The organism is Bacillus sp. EB106-04-02-XG92, from assembly GCF_058791995.1.
In genome coordinates, this window is the sequence record NZ_JBYTEA010000004.1 from 193573 (window position 1) to 217760 (window position 24188).

18 protein-coding genes and 6 pseudogenes are annotated in these 24188 nt (G+C 30.7%); 19 read left to right on the forward strand and 5 right to left on the reverse strand.

Annotated elements, in window-relative coordinates; genetic code table 11:
* From AC3WVA_RS12400 to AC3WVA_RS12450, 11 genes and pseudogenes are all read left to right on the forward strand, one after another.
* Positions 1-884, forward strand: an 884-nt coding sequence (locus tag AC3WVA_RS12400) for an MSCRAMM family protein (protein WP_492321941.1), incomplete at its 5' end; no start/stop codon positions are given.
* A gap of 184 nt (positions 885-1068) precedes the next feature.
* A pseudogene (locus AC3WVA_RS12405) lies at positions 1069-1565 on the forward strand (class I SAM-dependent methyltransferase).
* Between the two features lie 181 nt (positions 1566-1746).
* Positions 1747-2226 (forward strand): SRPBCC family protein, encoded by a 480-nt coding sequence (locus tag AC3WVA_RS12410; protein WP_098880938.1) that lies wholly within the window; start codon positions 1747-1749, stop codon positions 2224-2226.
* Between the two features lie 79 nt (positions 2227-2305).
* Positions 2306-5476 (forward strand): ATP-binding cassette domain-containing protein, encoded by a 3171-nt coding sequence (locus tag AC3WVA_RS12415; protein ID WP_492321942.1) that lies wholly within the window; start codon positions 2306-2308, stop codon positions 5474-5476.
* A gap of 422 nt (positions 5477-5898) precedes the next feature.
* Entirely contained in the window at positions 5899-6204 is a 306-nt protein-coding gene (locus AC3WVA_RS12420) for a PadR family transcriptional regulator (RefSeq protein WP_319805678.1), read from the forward strand.
* Positions 6201-6713, forward strand: coding sequence for a DUF1700 domain-containing protein (locus AC3WVA_RS12425; protein WP_141539536.1), 513 nt, complete (start codon positions 6201-6203; stop codon positions 6711-6713). Before AC3WVA_RS12420 ends, AC3WVA_RS12425 begins: the two co-directional genes overlap by 4 nt.
* On the forward strand, positions 6713-8164 hold the full coding sequence (locus tag AC3WVA_RS12430) for a serine hydrolase domain-containing protein (protein WP_492321943.1): 1452 nt from the start codon (positions 6713-6715) through the stop codon (positions 8162-8164). Before AC3WVA_RS12425 ends, AC3WVA_RS12430 begins: the two co-directional genes overlap by 1 nt.
* Before the next feature lie 115 nt (positions 8165-8279).
* Positions 8280-9089 (forward strand): MerR family transcriptional regulator, encoded by an 810-nt coding sequence (locus AC3WVA_RS12435; protein ID WP_098346687.1) that lies wholly within the window; start codon positions 8280-8282, stop codon positions 9087-9089.
* Positions 9090-9321: 232 nt separating this feature from the next.
* A pseudogene (locus AC3WVA_RS12440) lies at positions 9322-9572 on the forward strand (helix-turn-helix domain-containing protein); the annotation flags it as partial.
* Between the two features lie 63 nt (positions 9573-9635).
* Positions 9636-10598, forward strand: coding sequence for a helix-turn-helix transcriptional regulator (locus tag AC3WVA_RS12445; protein WP_098880934.1), 963 nt, complete (start codon positions 9636-9638; stop codon positions 10596-10598).
* A gap of 74 nt (positions 10599-10672) precedes the next feature.
* Positions 10673-11305 carry a type 1 glutamine amidotransferase family protein gene (locus AC3WVA_RS12450; protein WP_098346685.1) on the forward strand — a complete coding sequence of 211 codons (633 nt, stop codon included), beginning with the start codon at positions 10673-10675 and terminating at the stop codon, positions 11303-11305.
* Positions 11306-11568: 263 nt separating this feature from the next.
* Here the strand turns inward: AC3WVA_RS12450 and AC3WVA_RS12455 are convergent.
* Positions 11569-11823, reverse strand: a pseudogene (locus AC3WVA_RS12455) (MFS transporter); the annotation flags it as partial.
* 341 nt (positions 11824-12164) lie between these two features.
* On the opposite strand from AC3WVA_RS12455, the gene AC3WVA_RS12460 reads away from it, so the two are divergent.
* The 4 genes and pseudogenes from AC3WVA_RS12460 to AC3WVA_RS12475 all read left to right on the forward strand — a co-directional run bounded on the left by AC3WVA_RS12460 (position 12165) and on the right by AC3WVA_RS12475 (position 14820).
* The gene (locus AC3WVA_RS12460; protein WP_098880933.1) at positions 12165-12740 is read left to right on the forward strand and encodes an NUDIX hydrolase; all 576 of its coding nucleotides are present in this window, start codon (positions 12165-12167) and stop codon (positions 12738-12740) included.
* A gap of 82 nt (positions 12741-12822) precedes the next feature.
* Positions 12823-12945, forward strand: a pseudogene (locus tag AC3WVA_RS12465) (winged helix-turn-helix transcriptional regulator); the annotation flags it as partial.
* Positions 12946-13062: 117 nt separating this feature from the next.
* A pseudogene (locus AC3WVA_RS12470) lies at positions 13063-13816 on the forward strand (class I SAM-dependent methyltransferase).
* Positions 13817-14025: 209 nt separating this feature from the next.
* On the forward strand, positions 14026-14820 hold the full coding sequence (locus AC3WVA_RS12475) for a VOC family protein (protein WP_098346682.1): 795 nt from the start codon (positions 14026-14028) through the stop codon (positions 14818-14820).
* A gap of 40 nt (positions 14821-14860) precedes the next feature.
* On the opposite strand, the gene AC3WVA_RS12480 is transcribed toward AC3WVA_RS12475, so the two are convergent.
* Positions 14861-15808, reverse strand: a complete 948-nt coding sequence (locus AC3WVA_RS12480) for a phosphotransferase enzyme family protein (protein ID WP_098880932.1) — start codon at positions 15806-15808, stop codon at positions 14861-14863.
* A 192-nt stretch (positions 15809-16000) separates the two neighbouring features.
* On the opposite strand from AC3WVA_RS12480, the gene AC3WVA_RS12485 reads away from it, so the two are divergent.
* Positions 16001-17095, forward strand: a complete 1095-nt coding sequence (locus tag AC3WVA_RS12485; protein WP_142342004.1) for a helix-turn-helix domain-containing protein — start codon at positions 16001-16003, stop codon at positions 17093-17095.
* A gap of 14 nt (positions 17096-17109) precedes the next feature.
* Here AC3WVA_RS12485 and AC3WVA_RS12490 read toward each other — a convergent pair whose 3' ends face one another.
* Both AC3WVA_RS12490 and AC3WVA_RS12495 read right to left on the reverse strand, forming a co-directional pair.
* Positions 17110-18801, reverse strand: a complete 1692-nt coding sequence (locus AC3WVA_RS12490) for a M3 family oligoendopeptidase (protein ID WP_098880930.1) — start codon at positions 18799-18801, stop codon at positions 17110-17112.
* Positions 18802-18818: 17 nt separating this feature from the next.
* The gene (locus AC3WVA_RS12495; protein WP_098880929.1) at positions 18819-19757 is read right to left on the reverse strand and encodes a DMT family transporter; all 939 of its coding nucleotides are present in this window, start codon (positions 19755-19757) and stop codon (positions 18819-18821) included.
* A 127-nt stretch (positions 19758-19884) separates the two neighbouring features.
* Here AC3WVA_RS12495 and AC3WVA_RS12500 point away from each other — a divergent pair, with 127 nt between their 5' ends.
* The 3 genes and pseudogenes from AC3WVA_RS12500 to AC3WVA_RS12510 all read left to right on the forward strand — a co-directional run.
* Positions 19885-21255, forward strand: coding sequence for an aminotransferase-like domain-containing protein (locus tag AC3WVA_RS12500; protein ID WP_098880928.1), 1371 nt, complete (start codon positions 19885-19887; stop codon positions 21253-21255).
* 20 nt (positions 21256-21275) lie between these two features.
* Entirely contained in the window at positions 21276-21632 is a 357-nt protein-coding gene (locus AC3WVA_RS12505) for a carboxypeptidase regulatory-like domain-containing protein (protein ID WP_098520614.1), read from the forward strand.
* 22 nt (positions 21633-21654) lie between these two features.
* Positions 21655-21787 (forward strand): annotated as a pseudogene (locus AC3WVA_RS12510) (short-chain dehydrogenase); the annotation flags it as partial.
* A 267-nt stretch (positions 21788-22054) separates the two neighbouring features.
* Here AC3WVA_RS12510 and AC3WVA_RS12515 read toward each other — a convergent pair.
* Complete coding sequence (locus tag AC3WVA_RS12515; protein ID WP_098346676.1) at positions 22055-23734, reverse strand: DUF6044 family protein; 1680 nt, start codon at positions 23732-23734, stop codon at positions 22055-22057.
* Positions 23735-24188: the final 454 nt, after the last annotated feature.

A 24188-nucleotide genomic window follows, 5' to 3' on the forward strand; every position in this document is an offset into this window, starting at 1 on the left:
AGTTTAAAATTGAAGATTCAAAAGGAAAAATAGTTGGAGAACTAGTAACAAATGAAGAAGGAGAAGCGATATCAAAAAACTTACCAATAGGAAACTATACCCTTGTAGAAATAGAAGCGCCAAAAGGCTATGAATTATTAAAAGATAAAATAACTGTAAAAATAGAAAAAGATGCAGTAGTAGAAATTAAAATAGGAAATAAGAAATTGCCCGATCCAATGGGAAAAATGAAGCTTGTGAAAGTAGACATAAATGATAAAAATAAAAAACTAGCAGGAGCAAAGTTTAAAATTGAAGATTCAAAAGGAAAAATAGTTGGAGAACTAGTAACAAATGAAGAAGGAGAAGCGATATCAAAAGAATTGCCAATAGGAAACTATACTCTAGTGGAAGTAGAAGCACCTAAAGGTTACGAATTATTAAAAGATAAAATAGCTGTAAAAATAGAAAAAGATACAGTAGTAGAAATTAAAATAGAGAATAAGAAATTACCAGATCTGACTGGGCAATTTGAAATTGAGAAAGTTGATGATAAGGATATTAATTTAAAACTAAAAGGTGCTGTATTTCAAGTCTTAGATAAAGAAGGTAAAGAAGTTACTAGATTAACAACGGATGAAAAAGGAAAGGTGATTTCCGACCAGTTAGTACTTGGAAAGTATACGATTAAAGAAATAAAAGCGCCAAACGGATATATGTTACTTAGAGATTCAATAGAAATAGAAATTACAGAAGCGGTGAGGACACAAAAACTAACAGTGAAAAATGTGAAAAATAATTGGGTAATTCCTAATACTGGTGGTAGCGGAACAACAAGTTTTTACGTGACTGGTTTTGTGCTAATGTTAGGTGTATTATGTTTATGTAAGAAAAATCGTATATAAATAGTATAAAAACAGTTGTGTATTATGAACAGATTCCATAAAGTTAGAAAATCGTAGTGTTAGAAAAATTTCCAGCATGAGGTCGGTATTGTACTGGACTCATGATATTAAAATTGTTGAAGAAGGTAGAATAATAGTAAACCTAGAATATATTAATAATTAATATGTTTACGAGGTGAAAGTAGTGGCAATAAAACAAGACGAAATTAAAGTAGTAGTCGGAGCTGGAGTGTTTAATAATAATCCAGGCTGGATACAAACACAAAAAGATGAACTTAACTTATTAGATAAAGCTACGTGGGAAGAAAGATTTGAATACAACTCTATTTCAGTTGTTTTAGCTGAGCATGTATGGGAACACCTTACATTTGAAGAAGGTGTAAGAGCAGCAAAAATTTGTTATGAATTTTTAAAGCTAACAGGGCACATACGTTGCGGCGTTCCTGATGCATTTTTCCGAGACGAAGCATACCAAAATATAGTTCAAATAGGCGGACCTGGTCCGAAAGTGCTGGATTTGAGGTAGTTTTACTTGAATATTGTGATGAAAAGGGTCTTTTTTATTACAACGAATGGGATGCAAACGAAGATGTTATTTTCCGTTCGAAAAGATATGATTCTAGAAATAAAGGTGATAAGCTTGGCTTTCCATCGTTAATAGTCGATGCGATTAAGCGGTAAGTCATTCAATAAAAGCAAGAGGTAATACTATAATTTCATGAGTCGCAATTGCGGCTTTTTTTTTATGGGTATGTAATATGGAAGAGGCTATTTATAATAATTTAAAGATTTATTTTATATATAAAATCGGGTAAAATAAAATAAGAACGTATATTCTGTTTGGAGGTAGGAGGCAATATATATGATAGCTGAAATTCAAAAAGTAACCGATGGATATATTGTAAAATTTGAACGCCAATTTCCATATAAGATAGAGGAAGTTTGGTCTGTATTAACAGAAAACAGTAAGCTTAAAAAATGGATGTCTAATTTACAGATTGAAAGCCTTAAAACAGGTGGAGTAATCAAGTTTGACATGATGGATGGATCATTTATAAATATTGATATTTTAGAGTGTCAAATAAACAAAGTGCTTGAATTTACTTGGGATAAAGATCGTGTCCGATTTGAAATACATAAAGAAGAAAATGGTTCTATTTTATTTTTTAAAGAATTTATTCATGAGTTAACAGATCATACACCGAAAGATATAGCTGGTTGGCATATTTGTTTAGAGCTTTTTTCTGCCGTTCTAGAAGGCGAAGAAAAAGAATTTTCTACAGATAAATGGCAACAATGGTTTGAAATATATAAGGAAAAGGTTATTGAAGTGAGAGGATAATTACGTAAGAGAATATATTTATTGTGTAATTATTATATTTTAAAAATGGTTTTGATGAAAAATAAGAATAGAGGTTAATATGAAAGTAAATCAATTAATTGCTAATAACATTAATAAATTAGATACAGATATTCCATTTAATAAGTCGTTTGGAATCGCTGGTTTATCAGGATCGGGTAAAACAACTTTTTGTCAAACGATTGGCGAAGAATCAAAAAAACGATTAGTTTCTTTATTACCAAAGGCTGAATATCAATATTTATTTCCTAATATTATGGAAACGAATTTTAGTGCAATTAAGATGGAGGATATGCCTTTAGTACTTTTTCTAGGAAAATCATCGATTTCTTCCAACCCACGTTCAACGATAGGTACTCATACTGGTGTATTTACTGAAGTCCGCGAAAAACTTGCAGAAGTATTTCATCTTTCCCCTGAGGTTTTTTCATTTAATAATCAGTTAGGTTGGTGTACTGGTTGTAAAGGCCGAGGCACTACTAAAAATATTGAGTGTAAAAAATGTAAGGGAAAGCGTTATAGCGAAGAAATCGAACAACATACTATAGATTTATTTGCTAAACCACATACAATTTCAAATATTAATGATTTGAGTGTTGAGTCTATTCTTTCGTTAGCAGAAGTGTTAAATATTAGTGAAGCAAAACAACATATACTGCAAAATATTATTAACATGAACATTGGTTATTTAACATTAAATCGAATTATGGGTACGTTGTCAGGTGGAGAGTTAACACGACTTTACTTGGCGGAATTCATGGCAGTAAGTGAAAATGCTGTCATTATTATTGATGAGATTTTAGTTGGACTTGATCATGAAACATTGTTACAAATATTAGAAGAGATCAAGCAGTTAGGGTGTAAAAATCAAATTTGGCTCATTGATCATTCAGATACAGTATTGGATACAACAGATAAACAATTGTTCTTTGGACCTGGTAGCGGAAAATATGGTGGAAAAATTGTGAAAGAATCACCAAGACCAAAACCAAAACTGTGGGATCTAAATAAAGAAGTACCAACAGAATATTATACCTTCCAAGAATTATATTGTCGTAATATCCAAATGGCGGAGTTTCAAATTCCTAAAAATAGGCTTGTAGCGGTTACAGGAGAATTTGGATGCGGGAAATCTACACTTGTTAACGAATGTTTAGCTACAGATTTCATGAAACGATATCCAAAAGATAAATTAGTTATGGTAGGACAAGATCGAAATCAATCCATTACAAGTCGATCAACTGTAGCCACTTTCCTAGATATTAAAAAGAAGTTAACAAAGTATAGCGAAGAAATTGATGATATTTTTGAGCGTTCGATTGAGGATATTATAGATGAACTTCCCAATGAAGATATAGCGTATAAACGCTTGAGTCTACTCATTAAATTAGGACTTGGTTATTTAACGTTACAACGAAAAACACAAACATTATCAACAGGTGAGTTTCAATGTGTTCATTTAGTTTCGGAGTTATTTGCAAACACTAGAAATCCACATATATTATTTATTTTTGATGAGCCTTCAAAAGGTTTATCACAAAATATTTTAAATCAATTTATTGATAGTGTTAGAGGGATATTGCAAGATGAATCAGTTTCTATCATTATGATTGAACATAATAGTTACATGTTAGAAAGCTCTGATTATATTGTAGATTTCGGGAAAAGACAGCTTGAAGCTATAAATCATCTTGATGTAGTAAGTCATGAAGATTATTATCGTCAAAAAAGCAGTGTGAATACTGCTGAGCAAATTCATATTTCTTCAGCGCTTAAGCAGAAGGAAGGCGTCCACTATTTAGAAGAAAATCATATTAACTATTTTAAAAATGCCGAAAACATTTATAAGGGTGGTATTTTAAAAAGTTTATCATCAATGGCGCGATTAATTTATGGTGAATATGAATCGGATACAATTGCACCTGTTATTGCTATTGATCTTGAAAGACATTTATATAGTCAATATAGTTTCTTATATGAGATTGGTGGACTAATTAATCATATTGCAGCTGCTCATCCAACTAATAAAGATACGAGAAGTTTTGATTTCTATTCCCAGGACAATCATTGTCCATCTTGTTCTGGACGTCTTCAAATTGAAGTTTTCGATAAAGATATTACAATTCAAGATAAAAACGTTCCATTTTGGGATGGCTTATTCGATCCGGAAATCATGAAAGTATTAAAATTTTATCAATATGAAAAAATAGAATTTTTATTTGAAGAAATTAAAAATGAGCTTGGTCACGATTTATCAAAGAGCTATAACGATATGTCAGAAGAAGAAAAGCATACGTTTTGGTACGGATATTTTGAAAAATCATTTTATGATAAAAAAGGAAAGACACGCAGAACATGGGTAGGATTTAATACAATTATTGGTGGATATATTGTTATTTCAAAAGCAGCCATTAAAGAAGAAATTAAGTCTTCTAAAGAAATGATGACATGTCCAATTTGTGAGGGAATGGTATTAAATCATCATAAACCGCTTAAATTTGGTAACTTCGATATTCGTGAGATTATCAATCAACCCGTTGATGATGTGTTGAAAGTAGTCCGTGATTTACCTGCACTTCATAAATTAAAGTCTATAGTTGGTGGCGATATGAGATTGACAGAAGATGTTTCTTTATTGCCAAGAAAAGCACAAGTTGCTCTGAAAATGTTTGAATTAGAACAGGCAAGCTTTTCAAACTATGAAATGGTGTTACAAAATGTTTTACCATTCTGGGACGAAATAAAAGGAAATATTGAATCCATTAGTGTTAATAATCAAGTAACTGTTTGTGATTTTCTTAATGTTTATGAAACGAGAGAAAACATTATAGATAAGTATTTCACAAATGGTAAATATAAAAAACTTACGTATGTATACGAAGCGTTTGGATACAAAAAGTTAATTACCCAAATTAATAAAATTAAAAAAAGTAATCTATGTCCATTTTGTAAAGGAAAGAAAGTTATAACAGAAGATAATCTACATGATGGTGTGTTTAAACTAACAATTCCATGTGTAACTTGTACTGCAACTGGTATTAATGACGAAGGACTAAAAGAAGTTGTTGAGGGTGTGGATGTACAAACATGGTTAACTGGAAAAGTTAGTGATATTGTGGATGAAAGCTTATTAACAGAAGCTGTTGCGCAAATACCAATTTTTAATCGCATTCGTGAATTGGATAAACGAGATATGATGGCGGTTTATGAATGTTTGGAGAGTAATCAGTAAAGTTTTATTAGTTTATGTGTTATTAACATAACTTATATAAAACATATATTCTTTATAATGTTCATATTAACGCAGTATGAATATTACAGAGTAATGAAAGAAAATCCAATTTCTTAATGTGAAAATTAAGAAATTGGATTTTTTAGTATTTTATGTCCTGTATAATTCATTTCAACTAAGATAATATCGAAAGAGATATAAAAATAAAAAGGATCAATAGTTAATATATTATATAATTATTATACAATAAAAGTAATTGTCAAGGATGATAACAGTTCGTAAGTGATGTTATTGCTTATTTAATATCTTTGTTATTTTGTCTGATTATTTAAATTTAACAGAAATATATACTTGAATGAAGTATATATTTCTGTTAAATTTATCCTATGGATAGAACAAGTTTAATTAAAGGTCATTTAGAAATGTGTGTATTGTCTATTTTGTCGAAAAAGAAAAGTTATGGTTATGAGATTATGAAAGAACTTGAAGTAAACAATTTAAAATTGAAAGGAGTAGGAAGTATTTACCCCATTTTAACTAAGTTGAAAAATCAAGATTGGGTTAATACTTATCAAGTAGTAACAGACAGTGGTAAAATTAGGATTTATTATGAAATTAATGAAAACGGGAAAATACGTCTTGAGAATAAAATTAATGAGTGGTTAGAATTGCAATCGGATATTCAAACATTATTAAAAAGCGGTTTGAAAGGAGAACTTCTGAAATGAGGAATAGATTGATAGGTAAAGAAAAGCAATTTTTAATAGACGTACTTAAGGAATTAAAGCAATACGACATTAGTTTAGAAGAAAGGGAAAATATTAAGCGACAAATATTAGAACATATTCAAGAATGTCGTGAACATGGTGAAGATAGTATAGATGATTTAGGTACACCTCAATTATTTGTTCAAGATTATTTAGAAATAAATGAGATTGATTTACAAGTTAAAAGGAAGCAATTAAAAAATGAAAAGGGGAAATTAAACAAATCTATCTTAAACGGCATATTCATCGCAGTTAGTACTTACCTCATCTCGCAAACTACATTTACAATATTTTTAACTACATCATTTAATCCAACTAATAGTAAAAATACATTTCAGTATAATCTTTTATATCGTATTTCAGAAAATCAATGGTGGAATTCATTATTAATAATGATTAGTTTTATGCTCTCTTTAGTAGTATTTATTAGTTTAGTAAGTTATAAAAAAAGAAAGCTGTCTAAAGCATAATGAAGAATACGATCTATAAAATGTCTCTAATTTATATTCTTTGTAATGTATTAATGTTATGTATTATAGATTCAAAAGTTTATGCTCAGCAAAATATTGAAATTGCATTAGATAAGTATGTTGAAAAATTTATAAAGGAGCAGAACATTCCAGGAGCTTCTGTTGCAATTGTACATAATAAAGATGTATTTTTCACAAAAACGATAGGAATTACTGGAGAATCTGAAAAAAAAGTAAATAGTAAAACCCCATTTGCAATCGGCTCAATAAGTAAATCTTTAACAGCTTTAGCTATAGTAAAATTAATAGAAGATAAAAAATTAAAATTAGAGGATCCAGTTCAACGATACCTTCCCTGGTTTAAACTAAAAGATTCTCAAATATCCTCAACTATAACAATCCAACATCTACTAACTCATACAAGCGGAATCAGTACATATGAGGGCTTAGCATTATCAGATAAGCAATCCGAAAATACTACAGCATTAAAAGAAAATGTAATGAAACTTTCAAATGTAAAATTAACTGCTCCACCAGGTGGAAAATATCAATATAGTAATGCGAATTATATTGTATTAGGTGCAATTATTGAAGGAGTCACAAATGATACATATTCATCATATATGGAAAAGCATATTTTTCAGCCATTAAATATGAATGGCGCGGCAGCAAGTAAAGAAACTGCATATGAAAAAGGCTATTTAACAGGTTATCAGTCTTGGTTTGGCATTCCAAGAAAAAGTGTAGTGTCCTATGATAATGCCGGGGCACCGTATGGCTATATTACTGCAAATTTAGAAGATATGATTCAATATATTATGTTTTTGAATCGGCCAGAGGATGCTCAATTTTTAAAGCAAGAAAACATGGATCTTTATCTTTCACCACTTTATAAAATAAATTCAGAAAAAAGTTATGGTTTTGGGTTAAGAACAACAAATATAAATGAAAGCGAAATGATGATTTGGCATTCAGGATCCACGCCCGATGCTCGTGCAGAAATTTTTATTTTAAATAAAAGTGGCTGGGGTGGAGTGATTTTAACAAATAAAAATCATGTTTTAGAAGAACAAGCACTATCGGTATTGAAAAATGGGATTATTAGTATTTTGAATGGGGAAGAACCGGTTGATATCCCTAAAAATATACCATTAACACAAATTATTTTGTTGATAGTTACACTTATACTTTTCATAATATCATTTATGTTAATTAAAAAGTATAAGCATATGAAAACTGCAAAAAAGGTAATTTGGTTATCCATAGGGAGTCTATCCCTACTATTATTTATTACGTTCATCCCAATTCTTACTTATAGTACAAGATCACCATGGGGTGCGATTAAAATATTTGCGCCAGACGTAGCCTTATTTACAAGTATTATTGTAACTTTATTAGCTGTGAACGGGCTAATTTCAATCTTTATAGCCTTAAGAAGGAAAAAGGTATAAAGGTAAATAATTAAAGAAATATAATTTAAGCGTTATAAACAGTTGACTCTCACACGATGTCATTGTTTAAGATAAAGTTGAGCTTCGAAGTAGATGTGAATTTTAGGAGGAAATCATGTTTAAAATAGGAGATTTTTCAAAGTTATCTTCCATTAGTATACGTATGTTGAGACACTACGATAAAGTGGAATTATTACAACCAGTAAAAGTCGATGAACAAAGTGGATATCGATACTATTCAGCGGCCCAATTAAAGAAAGTAAATCAAATTCAAACATTAAAAGATATGGGATTTAATATTGCAACTATTAAAGAAATAGTTGCAAGTGAAAATATGGAAGTAATAAAATCACAATTTGAAAATCGTAGTGCTCAAATAAAGGATGAAATGGATGACCTCCAAAAACAATTACTTCTTCTTGAAGCCTCAATGAAATCGATGAGAGAGGACGTAGTTGAGATGAACTATCATGTTTCAATAAAAGAAATTCCAGAAAGAAATGTAGCTAGTGTTAGAAAGATTATTCCATCTTATAATCGTGAAGGGGATTTGTGGGGTATATTGATGCAAGAAATACAAATGAAAGATATTAGTATTGCCCATCCGAGTTATAGTATTGCGGTTTTCCATGATCGTGAATACAAAGAAACTGATGTAGATGTAGAAATACAGCTAAGTATTTTAGGTAATCAAGAACATACAAAAGATGTTACATTTAAAAATATAAAATCAACTAATGTAGCTTCCGTAACGGTTAATGGAAGTTATGAACAAATGACAGCTGTAAATGAAGCTGCGGCAAAATGGATTGAGACAGAAGGTTACGAATTAGCAGGCCCGATGTTTAATATTTATCATGTGAGCCCAGCGATGGAATCGGATCCTAATAAGTGGGTTACAGAAGTTTGTTATCCAGTTAAATGATGATAAAGAAAAAAGGCATTAATTATATGCCTTTTTTCTTTATGGTGTAGCGTCACGGAAATGTGGATTTACAATGCTTAACCTATTTTCCTGAAGATTCTCCCGTTTTTAACAACGTTAAGAAAGTTTCAGTGGTCTTAAAGAATCTAATAAGATCACTTTCTCCGAATTAAAAGGGTATTCTCCTAGCAAATTAATATGTTCCCAGCCTAAAGGTGAAATATGCTGCAATATTACGGTTATGGCGGGTGTAAAACAGTAAAACGTGATCTTATCCATATGCGGCAGCGTGAAGGAATTGAATTGGCTAAGAATGAAGGAAAGTGTAAAGGTGGGTTAAAGAAATACCATAAAAATCATGTAGGAATGAATTATGTAGTAAAGCTTTATAAAGAGGGAGATAGGGCTATAAATCAAATTTGTGAAATTACAAATGTGTCTAGGTTCTCATTATATAGAAAGCTATCGGAAAGGAACAGTTGATGAGTTATACTAAAAATAGGAAATATACAATAGAAAATAAATTTCATATAGAGGTGGAATTATATGCCTAAAATTGACAATATGTTAGCAATTTTATGGATGCTTCGTTCAGGTGAAAAAATTACTGCAAAACAAATTTCAGAAAAGTTAGAGATGAATATAAGGACTGTGTATCGTTATATTGATACAATTTCAACAAGTGGCGTACCTATAATTTCAGAACCAGGACATAACGGTGGATACACTTTATTGAACAATTTTATTGAGGCTCCTCTTTTTTTTGATTTTGAGGAGCAAACTGCATTATTTCACGCTGCTGTTTTTGCAGAAGAAGCGGGATATTATGGAGGTGAAGCACTAAATAGGGCTATTTCAAAACTAAGTAAATACTCAAATCAAGAGCAGGAAACAAAGATAAACCAACATTTAGCTAGTCTTGAAGTAATAAGTCGATTAAATTCACTCTCTATGGAACCTTTTTTGAAGGATTTGGAGCAGGCCGTAGCTGACGGGTACTCAGTAAAAATTCTTTACCTTAAAAGTGGCGAAAAGCAATTAAATTATAGATTAATCGATCCGTACAGAATTATCTATTGGAATAATAAGTGGTATGTGATTGGATTTTGTCATCTTAGGAATGATATCCGTAGTTTTAGAGTAGATAGAATTGAAAGTCGAATGCTAACAGAAAATAAGTTTAAGCGGCCAGAAAATTTTTCCGCACGTGACTTTTTTATAAAAGGTCTTCTTCCACCTATAGAAGATAAGGAAGGGATTATTTCTTTGGTTATTAATGGGGATAAAAATGTAATGGCTGATATTTGCCAACATTGGTTTTTAGGACATTATTTACAAGAACGGACTTCAAATCAAGCAGTTTTTCTTCTTGAAAAAGATATAATACATACATATGTACCTTATTTACTTTTACCGTACAATAAATCTATTAAAGTTATTGAGCCAATAAGTCTTAAGAAAAGACTTATTGAAGTTCTGTCGGAATTAATAAAATTTCATCAAATATGATAACTTCCCTGACGTTAACTGTCAGGGAAGTTATATTATAATAGCTATATAAATTGTGATTGGAGTGTTATTGGATGCAAACAAAAAAAGCTTTTCTATATGTATTTAATACAATGTCGGACTGGGAATATGGATATTTAATTGCTGAACTAAACTCAGGAAGATATTTCAAAAAAGAGTTAGCACCTTTAAAAGTAATTACAGTAGGAGCTAATGAAGAAATGATTACTACTATGGGAGGACTGAGCATAAAACCAGATATTTCCCTTGATGAATGTACTCTTGAAAATAAAGATCTTTTAATTTTACCAGGAGGGACTACTTGGAGTGAAGAAGTTCATCAACCCATCTTGGAAAGAATTGGCCAAGCTTTAAAACTTGGTACTATTGTTGCTGCAATTTGTGGTGCAACTGAGGGCCTCGCGAATATGGGATACTTAGATACTAGAAAGCATACAAGTAATAACTTAGAATATACTAAAATGGTATGTCCTAACTATAAAGGAGAAAAGTTCTATGAGTTGGCATCTGCGGTATCTGATGCGAATTTAGTTACTGCATCAGGAATAGCTCCTCTGGAATTTGCAATGGAGGTACTGAAAAAAATAGATGTATTTACACCAGATGCATTACATTCATGGTATAACCTAAATAAGACTCATAAACCTGAATACTTCTTCCAGTTAATGAATTCAATAAATAAATGAAGTAACTGAAAAGCTCAATTTCTCTATTTTGATTTGTAGAGAAGTTGGGCTTTTTAATTTGGAATTTTCTTATCGTTGTAAATCCGCATTTTCCTGACGCTACCCATTTATCAACTTATCCGTAAATATCAAGAGAAATCACTTCTTGATTCGATTCGTCAACTACTAGCACAATTTCATTTGCAAATTTATAAAATGAGCGGAGTGTGATGGATATTTCCTTTCTTCAATTAACCAATCATACATAATTATCTTTCCGTCCATAGTAACTTTTTTCGATCGTATCGATCAATCATTACACCAACTAAAGGGCCAAATAAAACAATTGGCAATACATTAATAGCAAATAAAGAACTCATAATTACAGCTGAACCGGTTAATTGATAGGCAATCCAAGGCAACGCAAAAGTATAGAGTGAATCCCCAATTCGTGAAATGAGTAAACCAAAAATAAAAATCTTGTATTCTTTAGAGAAAGTTGTCTTTACGATAAGTTTTTGTTCTTGTTTAAGTTTCACACTATTTATACCACCTTTATTATAGAGGAATTTGAAAATCATCCGTCTAATACTTGTTATATATAGAATTCTGTAATTTTTTGGTGAATTCTACTTTTTAGAGGTATTTTAAAATCTAAAGGAGGATATAAAAATGAAGGCAGTATTATGAAAAAGATTTTAGTGAAAACAGGATGGAGATAAAGTTCATTAGCAAAGTATAGAAATTTGTGGGAAGAAGCGGTACCTCATTATATAGCGCCAAATTTACTTGATGCTGTGGATTGGATTGAAGATCATTTAAAAACATAATAAAATTATAGTAAACTATCTTATTGAAAGATTCCTTAGGAGGGAGAATATTGATACATATAGATAAGAGTGTAAGAACATCTGGTGCGTATGTAATGTATAAAAATTTATTTGTTTTTCAAGTTGGTCCAACGAGTAAAGGGGATACATTAGGTGTAGTAAGGCTGGGGGGACATAAAGAAGCCGATGAAACAGCAGTAGAAACTGCTAAAAGAGAGGTGAAAGAAGAAGCTGCTATCGATATTACTATTTTGAGTTCACCAATTACATATTATAAAGAGAATTGGAATGCACAATCAAAGAAAGTAAAAATAGAAAATGAAGTCAATCCAATATTAATTATTGATAGTCCAGGTGAAAGCTTATCTATTATGTATATGGGACATTCAGAAAATGAACCAACTCCATCTTCCGAAACGAATGGGCTCTTATTACTTTCAGTAAGTGATATTAAGCTAATTTGTAGTAAGGATATAACACTAAATGGTTATATTAAGCAAGGTGGAACTGCTATATTGAAAGAAAAAATGGATAAAGAGTTAATCTTACAACCTTTTCCGCAACTTAAGTTTTTAGAAGAACTTTTAAAAGAGGATCCTGTATTGTTTCAGCAGTTTCTAAATTAGCTGCAAAAGCCACCTTTATAAGGGGATTTTTAATCCTAGATATATCTTAAGGAACTAAGGAGTTAGAACAAGTTTAAATAGTAAACGGGAAATTTATCAAAAAATAGTACCTAAAGTGGAATATAGTTTATCCGAAGATGGAAGATCAGTAAGTGCTGTTTTGGATAGTTTTTTGCGGTTGTGGGGAAGGAAGCATTTAGAATAAAATTGTTATGTAAACTAAAATGCAGTATATGGAATATTTTTCTGATAATTTTTATTTTGTAATATATAATTAAATAATAAGTTTATGATTACAGATCAACAAAGGGGAACAAATAAAATGAACGAATTAGAGTACAAAAACTTTTATGATACAGTAGGAAGATTAAATGGATGGGATTTTAGTAAAGTAAAATGTGAAACTGTAGGAGATTCATGGGACTTTTATGGTGAGGTAAAAGAAAGGTGCAAGCCATCACATATTTTACTAGATGTTGGTACAGGTGGAGGAGAAAATGTACTTAACATAGCATCTGCGGCTAAATTGTTAGTTGGAATAGATAAATTCTAACGGAATGATTGAAAAAGCACATTCCAATTTGAGAAAATCAGATATACAAAATGTTGAGTTTCTTCAAATGGATTCTGAAGCTTTAATGTTTCCACATGAGCATTTTAATATTGCTTCTAGTTGTCACGCACCGTTTATAGCATCCGAATTGGCAAAAGTAATGAAAAAAGGTGCTTTGTTTTTAACACAACAAGTTAGTGAACATGATAAATTGAACTTGAAAGAGGCATTTGGAAGAGGACAATGCTTTGGTGAAAGAGATGGAACTTTAAAAGAAAAGTATATGGGTGAACTTAGTAGTGCGGGATTTGAACTCGTACAAGTACGTGAATATAATATTACTGATTATTACAATTCGCCTGAAGATCTTATTTTCTTGTTAAAACATACACCTATTATTCCTAGATTTGGAGAAGAGGAAGAGGATTTTACTATTTTACAAAAGTTCATTGATGCAAATAGTTTTGAAAAAGGGATTCGTACAAATTCAAAAAGGTTTATGATTATTGCTGTAAAATCATAATGTGTTTTATTGTAAAAGTTGCTTTTCGTTTAAGGAAAGGCAGCTTTTTTGTATGGAAACAATACTATATTAACAATGAAAGAAGCTAACATATTATTCATACTAAAGTTGTAGTTTTTATTTAAAAAATCAATCCTTACGTTTGATTTTATCTGTTTATAATTGTAATACAATACGAATAGATAATAAGAACCAAGGGGGAATGTAACGTGATTACACATATATCAGACATAAAACTACAAACGGTTTCCATAGAAGGGGTAAAACAAGTTTATAAAGACATATTATCTTTTCCAATAAAAAAAGAAACAGCATCGTTTATTCAATTTGAAGTAACGCCATACACAACAATTAGCTTTCAAGAAGTGTATGAACCAATTGCACCTGCACATTTCGCTTTTGAGATTCCATATTCAAAATTTCATGAAACAGCAAGATGGCTAAAGGATTCTGGATTACTCATTGTGAAATGGAAAAATGGAAATATAATTGGTAAAGAGGATGGTTTATTCAATGTATACTTTAAAGACGGTGATGGAAACCTTCTCGAAATTATCGCACATAGTTATGTTAAAGAAGGTGTATTAGTACCGCATTCGCCTTTAAACATTTTATATGTAAGAGAAATCGGACTTCCCGTTAAAAGTGTACCTGTATTTACAGAATGGTTGAAATCAAATCTAAATATGAAAACGATGGAAGATGGGGATATTTTTAACTTTGTTATAGGTGGCACTGCTTATATTGTTGCGACTTGGTGGCAGCGACCTTGGATCCCAATTGCGATGAAAGCTTTACAACCGAAAGTACACGTTTCTTTTGGAACACCGGACCCTGCATTTTTACAGCAAATTCAAATTAACTTTAAGAAAAATAGTGTACCATTTGAATGTAAGCATAATGAAGTGTCATTTATTGAGCAGGGATATGCATTTTCAATTATTCATACACCCCATTTTCCTTACGATATTCCTAGTAAATTAAACTTACCACTTTCTATTTAAGGATAGAAAGTGGTTTCCATGTAGTTATACAACACCATTTTTAAACATTAATATAGGTATATTTAGTTTCGATCTTCATCCTATAAAGATTTATTATCCGTACTTGTTCCTCAGTTAATTCTTCTTTATCCCAATACATATGCATTAAGCTATATTCAAAAATTCCCTTTAATTTTATAAACAATGGAAATTTTTCAATCATCTCTTTAGGGAGTTCATTTTCTTCTTGATATCCTTCAAATAGTGCTTTTGTAATAGAATGCTCATAGTCAACGATATTCCCATTTCCAGCAAATGAATATTCTATCGCGCTATAAATAGGAACTGCTAAATCGAATAGGTAAAAATGTTTTTCGCAGTCTTGAAAATCAATCATTGTTATGCTTGAATTGTTTTCAACTAATATATTTTCTAACCATAGATCTCCGTGAATTAAGACGTAATTGGAAGTGGATTTTTGTAGCTCTTTTATAGAAATTAAAACGTCAGACGCAATTTTTCTTATAATAGTTTCTTCTTTAGGGATATACTTAAGAAAATTATATTCTTCATTTTCATACCAATCGTTTATATGTTTAACCGACTTAATCTGTTCAAAGCTTTTAGAAATACGATGTAATTTTCCAATTTGTTTCCCAAGATTTTTAAATATATTAGAATTCCATTCGCACTTTGGTAAATGTATACCAGGTGCAGCTTTATATAATACAGCAAATAGCTCTTTGCCTAATGTTAATTTCTCTACTAAATTCCCATTAAGAGAAGGTAATATTGGAGGAACTGCTAAACCATTTTCATATAAAAAGTTCGTATATGTAACTTCTTCTAACTGTTCTTCATATGTTTTGTAGTTTGTAATTCTAATGAAGTATGTATCTAGTTCTGTAAGACATTGATACATTTCGTTTGTTATTGGTTTAATGTTAATAAAATTTAATGGATATCGTTCATTTATGAATTGAAGTATTTCTTTTTCTAGCTCGTCCATCGTAACGTCCTTTCCAAACTTTTATTTTTTACTAGAGAACGAAAAGAATCTTAATTTACAACATTCGTGTTTTATTTTTGATATCCTTTAAAATAAAGCATGATGTCATGAATGGCTCATGTTATAAAACACAAGAAATATCAAAAGAAAGAAACGAACCTCTTTTATACTAATAAATAAGGATTGAAGGAAATGAATGAACATATACAGCAAATGATTGATTGGATTGAGAGCAATTTAAAAGAAGTATTTTCATTAAATGAATTATCGCGTTATATGGGTTATTCTCCGTATTACTGTTCTTTTAGATTTCACCAAGTAGCAGGCATTAGTATAAGGCGCTATATTCTTTTACGAAGACTGTATTTATCTACGGAGGATTTGAAGAATGATAGAAAAATAATAGATATTGCATTGGATTATAATTACTCTTCGCAAGAGGCTTATAGTAGAGCTTTCAAGACTGTTTTTGGAATGAATCCAAGAGAATACCAACGTAACAACATGCCTATTCAATCATTTGTTAAACTTAATATAAATAAAGAAGGGAAGTTTAAAATGAACGTTTCTAGAAAATTAGAGGTTGAGCAGTTACGAAATGCGAAAAGAGAGCTGTTTGATAAAGATGTACTAAACATATTAAATGGTCAAATGATGTATGAAGAATTTAAAAATGAAAAGCTAATGGGTAATTCTGAATATGCACCATTTAATGAGGCAATGTGTGTAAATAGTGCTACTGCACAAGTTTTTAATGATGAGTTTATTAAAACAAGAGCAGATGGACATAACAGTTCAGTAGAAAATTATACAATAAAGGTTATAGATCCGTTAAAAAATCTATTTACGAAAAAGTATAAATGTATTGTTTTATGGTTTGGTGAAGATATGTTTTGCCAAATGAATCTACTTACTATACTTTCATATCTTGAACAGTCTTGCTATGAAGGGAAAGTATACTTAAATAGTTTCAGGGAGGATGAATTTAAAGTAAATCAAATTGAACTTGAATTGGGAGATTATTCTACTATATACAATGAAGTATTAGTAAACCATAAAAAGACTTATTATAAAGTACCACCTGTAATGTATCAGGCTATAGACTTATATTTAGAAATGCTAAAAGAAGATAATATCGTAATGAAATTCATCTCTAAAAATAAAGATTTATCAACTCAAGAATTATTAACAAAGTTGCTTCAAATTTTTCCAACAATCGGATATGGTGATACTCAGTACATAGAATTGATAAATAAAATAAAGAAGAAAGCTGAACCTAAAATATAGGAACAGCTTCCTTCTTACACTTGTTCAAGTGACTCTAATTCACCCTCTACAAATAACATTAGTTCTTTAATCGTTTCTCCAGAAAAATCAAAACGAATGCCAGCTGCTTCATATACTTCAGTTAAGGATCTAGAGCTACCTAATGATAAAGCTTTTTTATAGTTTTCTATTGCTTGTTTAGGATTTTCTTTATATTGTTTATACATTTGTAATGCACCAAGTTGGGCAATCGCGTATTCAATATAATAAAATGGTACTTCAAAAATATGGAGTACAGGTAACCAGCCAGTTGCAATCCAATTTTCATATCCTTCAATATTTACGACGTTTGATTGGTAAGTGTTATGTAATTCTAAATATTTTTCGTTTCTTTCCTTAGCAGTATGATTAGGATTTTCATACATCCAATGTTGAAATTGATCAACGATAAGCATTGCTGGTAAATACTTAACAATATCTTTAAAGAAATCTAATTTTGCTTTTATAAATTCTTCTGTATTCTCATAAAATGTATCCCAATACTCCATCGAAAATAATTCCATTGTCATGCTAGCGAGTTCTGCTGATTCTGAAGGGATTTCTACAAATTTTTGAAGTTCTAACTGCTTCATACATTCATTATGAATACTATGGCCCATTTCATGGAGGAATGTAGTAACGTCATAATGTGTGTGATTGAGATTCATGAAAATAAAAGATAGTTGCGAAGCAGGTAAGTATTCGCAAAATCCTCCAGGTCCTTTTCCTTTACGACTTTCTAAATCTAAACAATTATTTTTATGCATACGGCTTAATAATGCAGAAAATTTCGGGTCTAGTTTGTGTAAAATGCGAAAACTTTTTTCGACTAAATCACTCGCATCTTCGATAGGTTTTAATACTTTTTGATTTGGTGCAGTTGCTTTTAAATCCCATGGACGAAGGAAATCTACTTGAAGTTCAGATTTTTTCTCATTAAATATTTTATCGATAAGTGGTACAACGTATTTACGAATAGATTCAGCAAGCTCATAGCAATCATCAGGCGTATAATCAAATCGCTCATGTTTTTTAAACATATAATCACAATAATTATCTAATTGGATATTTTTAGCCTTTTGATGACGGATTGCGATTAATTCATTTAATATATGTTGTAATGTATCTTCAACAGATAAGAATGTTTCAGAAATGAGCGTTTTTGCTTTTTTTCGTATATGACGATCCGGATCTTGTAAGTAAGACTGTAGTTCAGTAATTGTTTTTTCTTCACCGTCCCATTGTGCAGTTAAACCACCTGTAATTTCGAAGTACTCGGTTATTAGTTTGTCTTCGCTTATTTCTAAATCAATGTTCTTTTCGCAAAATAAAGTTTGCGCATTCTTAATTTTTTTATCTAGTAAGCTATACGTTTTTGGATCAAGTTCCATTCGAAAAGGGGACTCTAAATATTTATTATCAAATAAATTTTGATAACGTTTCAAAAGAGGCCTTACAAATTGTTGGTCATATTCAAAAGTATCTTTTATTTTTTTATTATCTGTATTACATTGAAAGGCGATATAGTGCGATCTTAATTGTTCTTCAATTTCCCAAATGACTGTAGATTGTTTTTTTAACCAGTTTTCAAGCTCTAGCTTTGAAGAAATTTCTTTATTTAATAAAGTAGAAAGAGTCTTTTCTAATTCTAGAACGTTACTAATATCAATTGTATTTAAGCGCTGCATGACATATCCCTCACTTTTTATTTACTTAAGGAAGTATTCTTCTTCTTTACTACAATCCCTTTTTTTCCTAAGAAGTTTGTGCCCACTACTCCAAGAACAATCAAAATTGTTCCGATGATGTGATAGTATGCGATTTGTTCATGTAAGAATACAACACCCGCGATAATTGTAATAAGTGTAGATAAGTTGCTGAAAACACTTATTTTAGCTGCTTCAATATAAGATAAGGAATAGTTTAATAGCAATGCCGTCAGCAAGGACGATAGTAACCCTAAATATAAAATTGAGATAAGAAATGTTCCATTCGTAAAAGGTTTAAAGTATACCGTTATTGTACCTTTACTTATATGGCTGGCGATTGCGATTAAATTAAAGCTAATAAAGCCGATTACTGTCATAGTGTAAGTTAAATCCATTAGTTTGAATTTCTTCGTCATTTTTCGAGCTAACACATTATAGAAAGCAGATGATAATGCCGATAGCAAAATAAGAATAACACCTATGAAACTAGTTTCATGAGTCCCTATACCATTCATGATAAATATATAAATGACACCGATGACAGAAATGAGTGCAGATATTTTTTGCCATGTATTTGTATACTCTTTTAAAAAATAGGAAGCTAACATCATCGTAAATATAGGAATCGCCGCTTGTATAATTCCCGCCTCAGAGGAACTTGTATACACTAAGCCAAAAGCTTGAAAAGCAAAAAAAAGTGCTGGATAAAAAAACGCAATTGGTAAAAGAGAAAGTATGTTTTTTAATGATATATTTAACTTTACGAATCCAAAAATAATCGGAATATTTGCTGCTATGAAAGCAACTGTAAAACGATGAGCCAGAGTATCAAGAGGGCTTGTAATGGTTAGTGTTAGTTTCACGAATAAAAAGGAAAATCCAATAATAAATGAATAGAGTAAAGCTGATAAATATGCCTTTGTTGTAAGTTTCATAATTTCACCTCATAGTAACTGATTTTTTACTGGCCAGTATACGTACATATTAATCTTTCTGATCTAGTGCTACAATGTGAATAAATACAAACTGTACCGGTACAAAATAAACGTAAGAGGTGTCATAATGTATAAGTATTTACATGTTTTAAATGATTTAGAAAACATGATTCAATATGGAGAGATAAAAGAAGGAAAGAAATTACCGTCTATACGGTCACTCGTTATGCAATATAAGTGTAATAAGGCAACAGTTATACGTGCACTTCACGAATTAGAAAAGCGTCATATTATTTATTCCGTGCCTCAGAGTGGATACTACGTTGTTAAAAAATCAGGGAGTACCATAGAAAGTAACGAGATAATTGACTTTGCCTCTTCAGCACCAGATCCAGATGTTTTTCCATATTTAGATTTTCAACATTGTATTAATAAAGCCATTGATACGTATAAAAATGACTTGTTCGTATATGGAACGCCGAAAGGTTTACCGTCTTTAATTCCGGTCATTCAAAAACAACTAGCAAATTATCAAGTCTTCACTAAAGAAGAAAATATTTTTATAACGTCAGGTGTACAACAAGCTCTTGCAATCTTAACTTCTATACCATTTCCAAATGAAAATGAAACGATTTTAATTGAACAACCAACATATCATTTATATATTGAATATCTAGAAATAAACAAAATTCCTGTAATCGGTATTAAACGTACGAATGAAGGGATTGACTTAAATGAATTGGAACGTATTTTTCGAACAGGAAAAATAAAATTCTTTTATACGATACCGAGATATCATCATCCGCTTGGAACTTCTTATTCTAAAGATGAGAAAGAAAAAATCGTATTAATGGCTAAGAAATATAATGTATTTATAGTGGAGGATGATTATTTAGCGGATTTAGAAACTGATTCAAAAGCAGATCCGTTATATAGCTTAGATAATTGTCATCATGTAATATATTTAAAAAGTTACTCGAAGATTATTTTTCCAGGCTTACGGGTTGGAGTTGCGGTCATTCCGCCATCCATCGCAAATGATTTCCATACATATAAAAAGATATTAGATATTGATAGTCCGATGATTTCTCAGGCGGCTTTAGAAATTTATATAAAGAGCGGTATGTTTGAACGTCATAAGAATAAAATTAAATCTTCCTACTATAATAGATCAATAAAGTTAGCGGGAACATTAGAAAAATTGCAAAATGAAAATCCATCATTATTTACATATAATAGACAAAACACATTGGGAATACACACTTGTTTAGAAATACAGAAAAACATCGTTATAGAAACATTCATAAAAAAATTAAGAGAAAATCAAATAAATATCGATTCAGTTGATAGAAATTATTTAAATGATTTTCATAAAGAAAAGTTACTAAAATTAAACGTATCGAATGTAAAAGAAGATAAAATTGAAGAAGGTATTCGTAAAGTAATTGAGGAAATCAAACAATCAGGACAGTTGAATTTTCAGTTTAGAAAAGAATAATTTGAATTAGGAGGTTTGTTGTGAGGCGCAAAATAATTCTCTTGTTTGTGTGTATCGTTATAATAATTGGAGCTTTCGTTGTGACTAAATATTATAAAAAAAATGATCAATGCATTGCGGTTGGTAAGTATTCAAGAGGTATTATCGTAGATCAAAATAACGAACCTATATCTAATGTGAAAATTCATGAAAATTCTATTGAGGGTAAGGTGCGCAGTATTTCAAATACACAAGGTGAATTTGAAATACCACATGGTGTTTGTGGTGAGATTGTATTACAATTTGTTACTCCAGACGGAGAAATCTATACGAGGAAATATGATAGTAAGCATATACCGGAAGTTATAAAATTGAATTATAAAAATGAAGATAAATAAAATGAAATTATTATAAGGAAAAATAGTAGTTGTGGCCGGAGCTTCTGTATATGTAACAGGAAGAATTATTGTCTTGTATGGGGAGAACCGAGACGATTGAAGAAACTACAGAGGTTGTTACAAAGCAAGATGGTATCGAAATTGCAGTTCGTATTTTGGAAGTGGGAGATTCTTGTGAACAGGGATAAAACCAACAGTAATCTCAACAAGTGTTTCCCATAAAGGTCAGGGGCAAAATCAAATTTTTCAAGGACAGTGGCACAGAGGATATAGTGATTAAAAATGTTAAAAAGAGTTTAAGTGTAGCTTGGAATGTGGTGTGTAATTTGATACAAAATAGTAAAACCCAAACTAATATTGCAGCTAAATATTAGTTTGGGTTTTTATGAATTTATATTGAGAGAGCCAATCTAATTACATACTTATATTGCCTTATATAAATAAATTTCCCAAGCGGATGTCTTTGATACAAATGTTTTCTCAAGGTATAAATTGTTTTTCACTGCATTTTCAATAGGGACAGCAGAAAAAATGTACCGACCACCCATTTTTTTAAAATGTTCTATATTTAGCTCTACATTTTTCAAGTGTTTTTTCGAACCTTTCTTAAACATATAGTGTTTTCCAAGTTCATCGGTGAAAATATAACAGCGGCCACCCCATTCGTCAAAATACGTACGAATCGTTTTATTTTTCGCTAATTCCTTCTCAATTATTTTTCGGAATTCATATTTGTAAGATAGAGGATAAAAATTGTTGTATGTGTCAAGTGTATAGAAACCATTGTACTGAGCGATAGCTGGATGTAAACCAATATTAGCGATACGGTACTGTTCCAAAGGTAAACCGATATACTCTTTTATCTCCTGAAATTGTTTTTCTGCAAAAAATTCCTTTACTGAAGGTTTATTTTGATAAATAATTTCTTCATTATAAAAGCATAACAAAATAATTTGAGCAATCATAAAACTTGTTGCAGCGTATCTCCATACTTTCCCTTGTAACCATAATATTTTTAATCCAAGAGCGAATAAAACATAAATAACTAACGGGCGCAAAAAATGATAACGTGCAAAATTAAATGTATCTAAAATGTGAAGCCGTTTTGTTAATGGAAGCCAACCTTTATAAAACCAAAAAGCATACCAAATGGACAAAACTATGTTAAAACAGAACAAAAAAATAAAGACTTTTTCTCGCTTCCATCGTTTTGTAGTAATGATGAAATACAACGCAATAAGTATGGCAGGTAAAATAATAAATGTATGGACTGTCATGACATGGGTATGTCCTAAAAGAAAGTTTTTCACTGTAAGTCGGAGGGAACGCCATAACGATAATCTCGCATGAAAATATTCATCTCTACTGTTAGGTGCAGTTGATAAAAAAAAGGAAGATACTAAGCGATATTCTACAACCATGTATATGAGCGTCAAATAAATAATTGAAAAAAGAAAACGAAAGTTCCATTCTTTTTTTACTACTAAGTCCACTAACCAGAGCACCCCTATACTACTTAAAAAAAAGAAAAAGCCTAAAACAAAACTTGAATATAGAGGAATTAGAGTAAGTACGAAATAGTTCTTCCAGAATTTTTCCCCTTTTCGAATATTTAAAAATGCCCAAAGTGCAAGAGGCATTCCCAGAGTACTAAGCATTCCTGATGGCCAAAAAGGGGTAAGAGCAAAAGCTAATGAAACTCCCATTGAAATGACCATCCATTCCTCTCTCGGTAAAAAATGATGTTTTAAAAGTACATACATACCTATAAAAGCAACCACTCTTGTAATCGTCTGACTTAATACATAAGCAACCATATTTGGAAAAAAAGCATACAACCAAACAATGCAACTAAATTCCGTACTAAATGTGTTTCTTGATAATTGATTATTTATCACCTGTGGAATTGTACCATTAATCGAACCTCTTATCTCTCCACTCGATGTCAAAACCTTGTACCATGACAAATTGGAATCAAGATTATCATGAATGCGAATATGCGCATTTTCTCCAAGAATAAATAAAGGAGACAAATAAAGAATGAGTATAATTGTTGCAAAAACAAGTAACTTTCTTTCGTTTTTATTCTGGTTTAAAAACATTGATCGCACCTCAAGAAATTCTCAAAAAGTTTACTTATAAAATTTCCAAAATGAAAGAAATTATCCCTGGTTGATCAAGGTGCTATAAATGTAAGTGTTAGATTGAAGAGGAAAACGGCAGATGAAAATGGTATTGTTTTATAATCTTGATTAGTTTAAAAAAAGTATATCCAAATTGTTAAAGTAAGGATATATATTACGGAGAAGATTTTTCTGTATAACTGAATACTAACTATCAGTTTGCATAACTCCTACTTTTTTAGTAGCATTTTTTTCGTGGAGAAAAAAATATAATGACTGGGAATAGTGATACTATGCAACAATCTATAAAAATTAAAAAGTAAGTTAACAATTAAGTGGCTCAAAGATTAGATTGCAGTCATTATTTAATCTAGCTCTTGAAAACTACATGATATTTGAGTGTATATCTCTTATTATTTTGTGAGTTCAATGA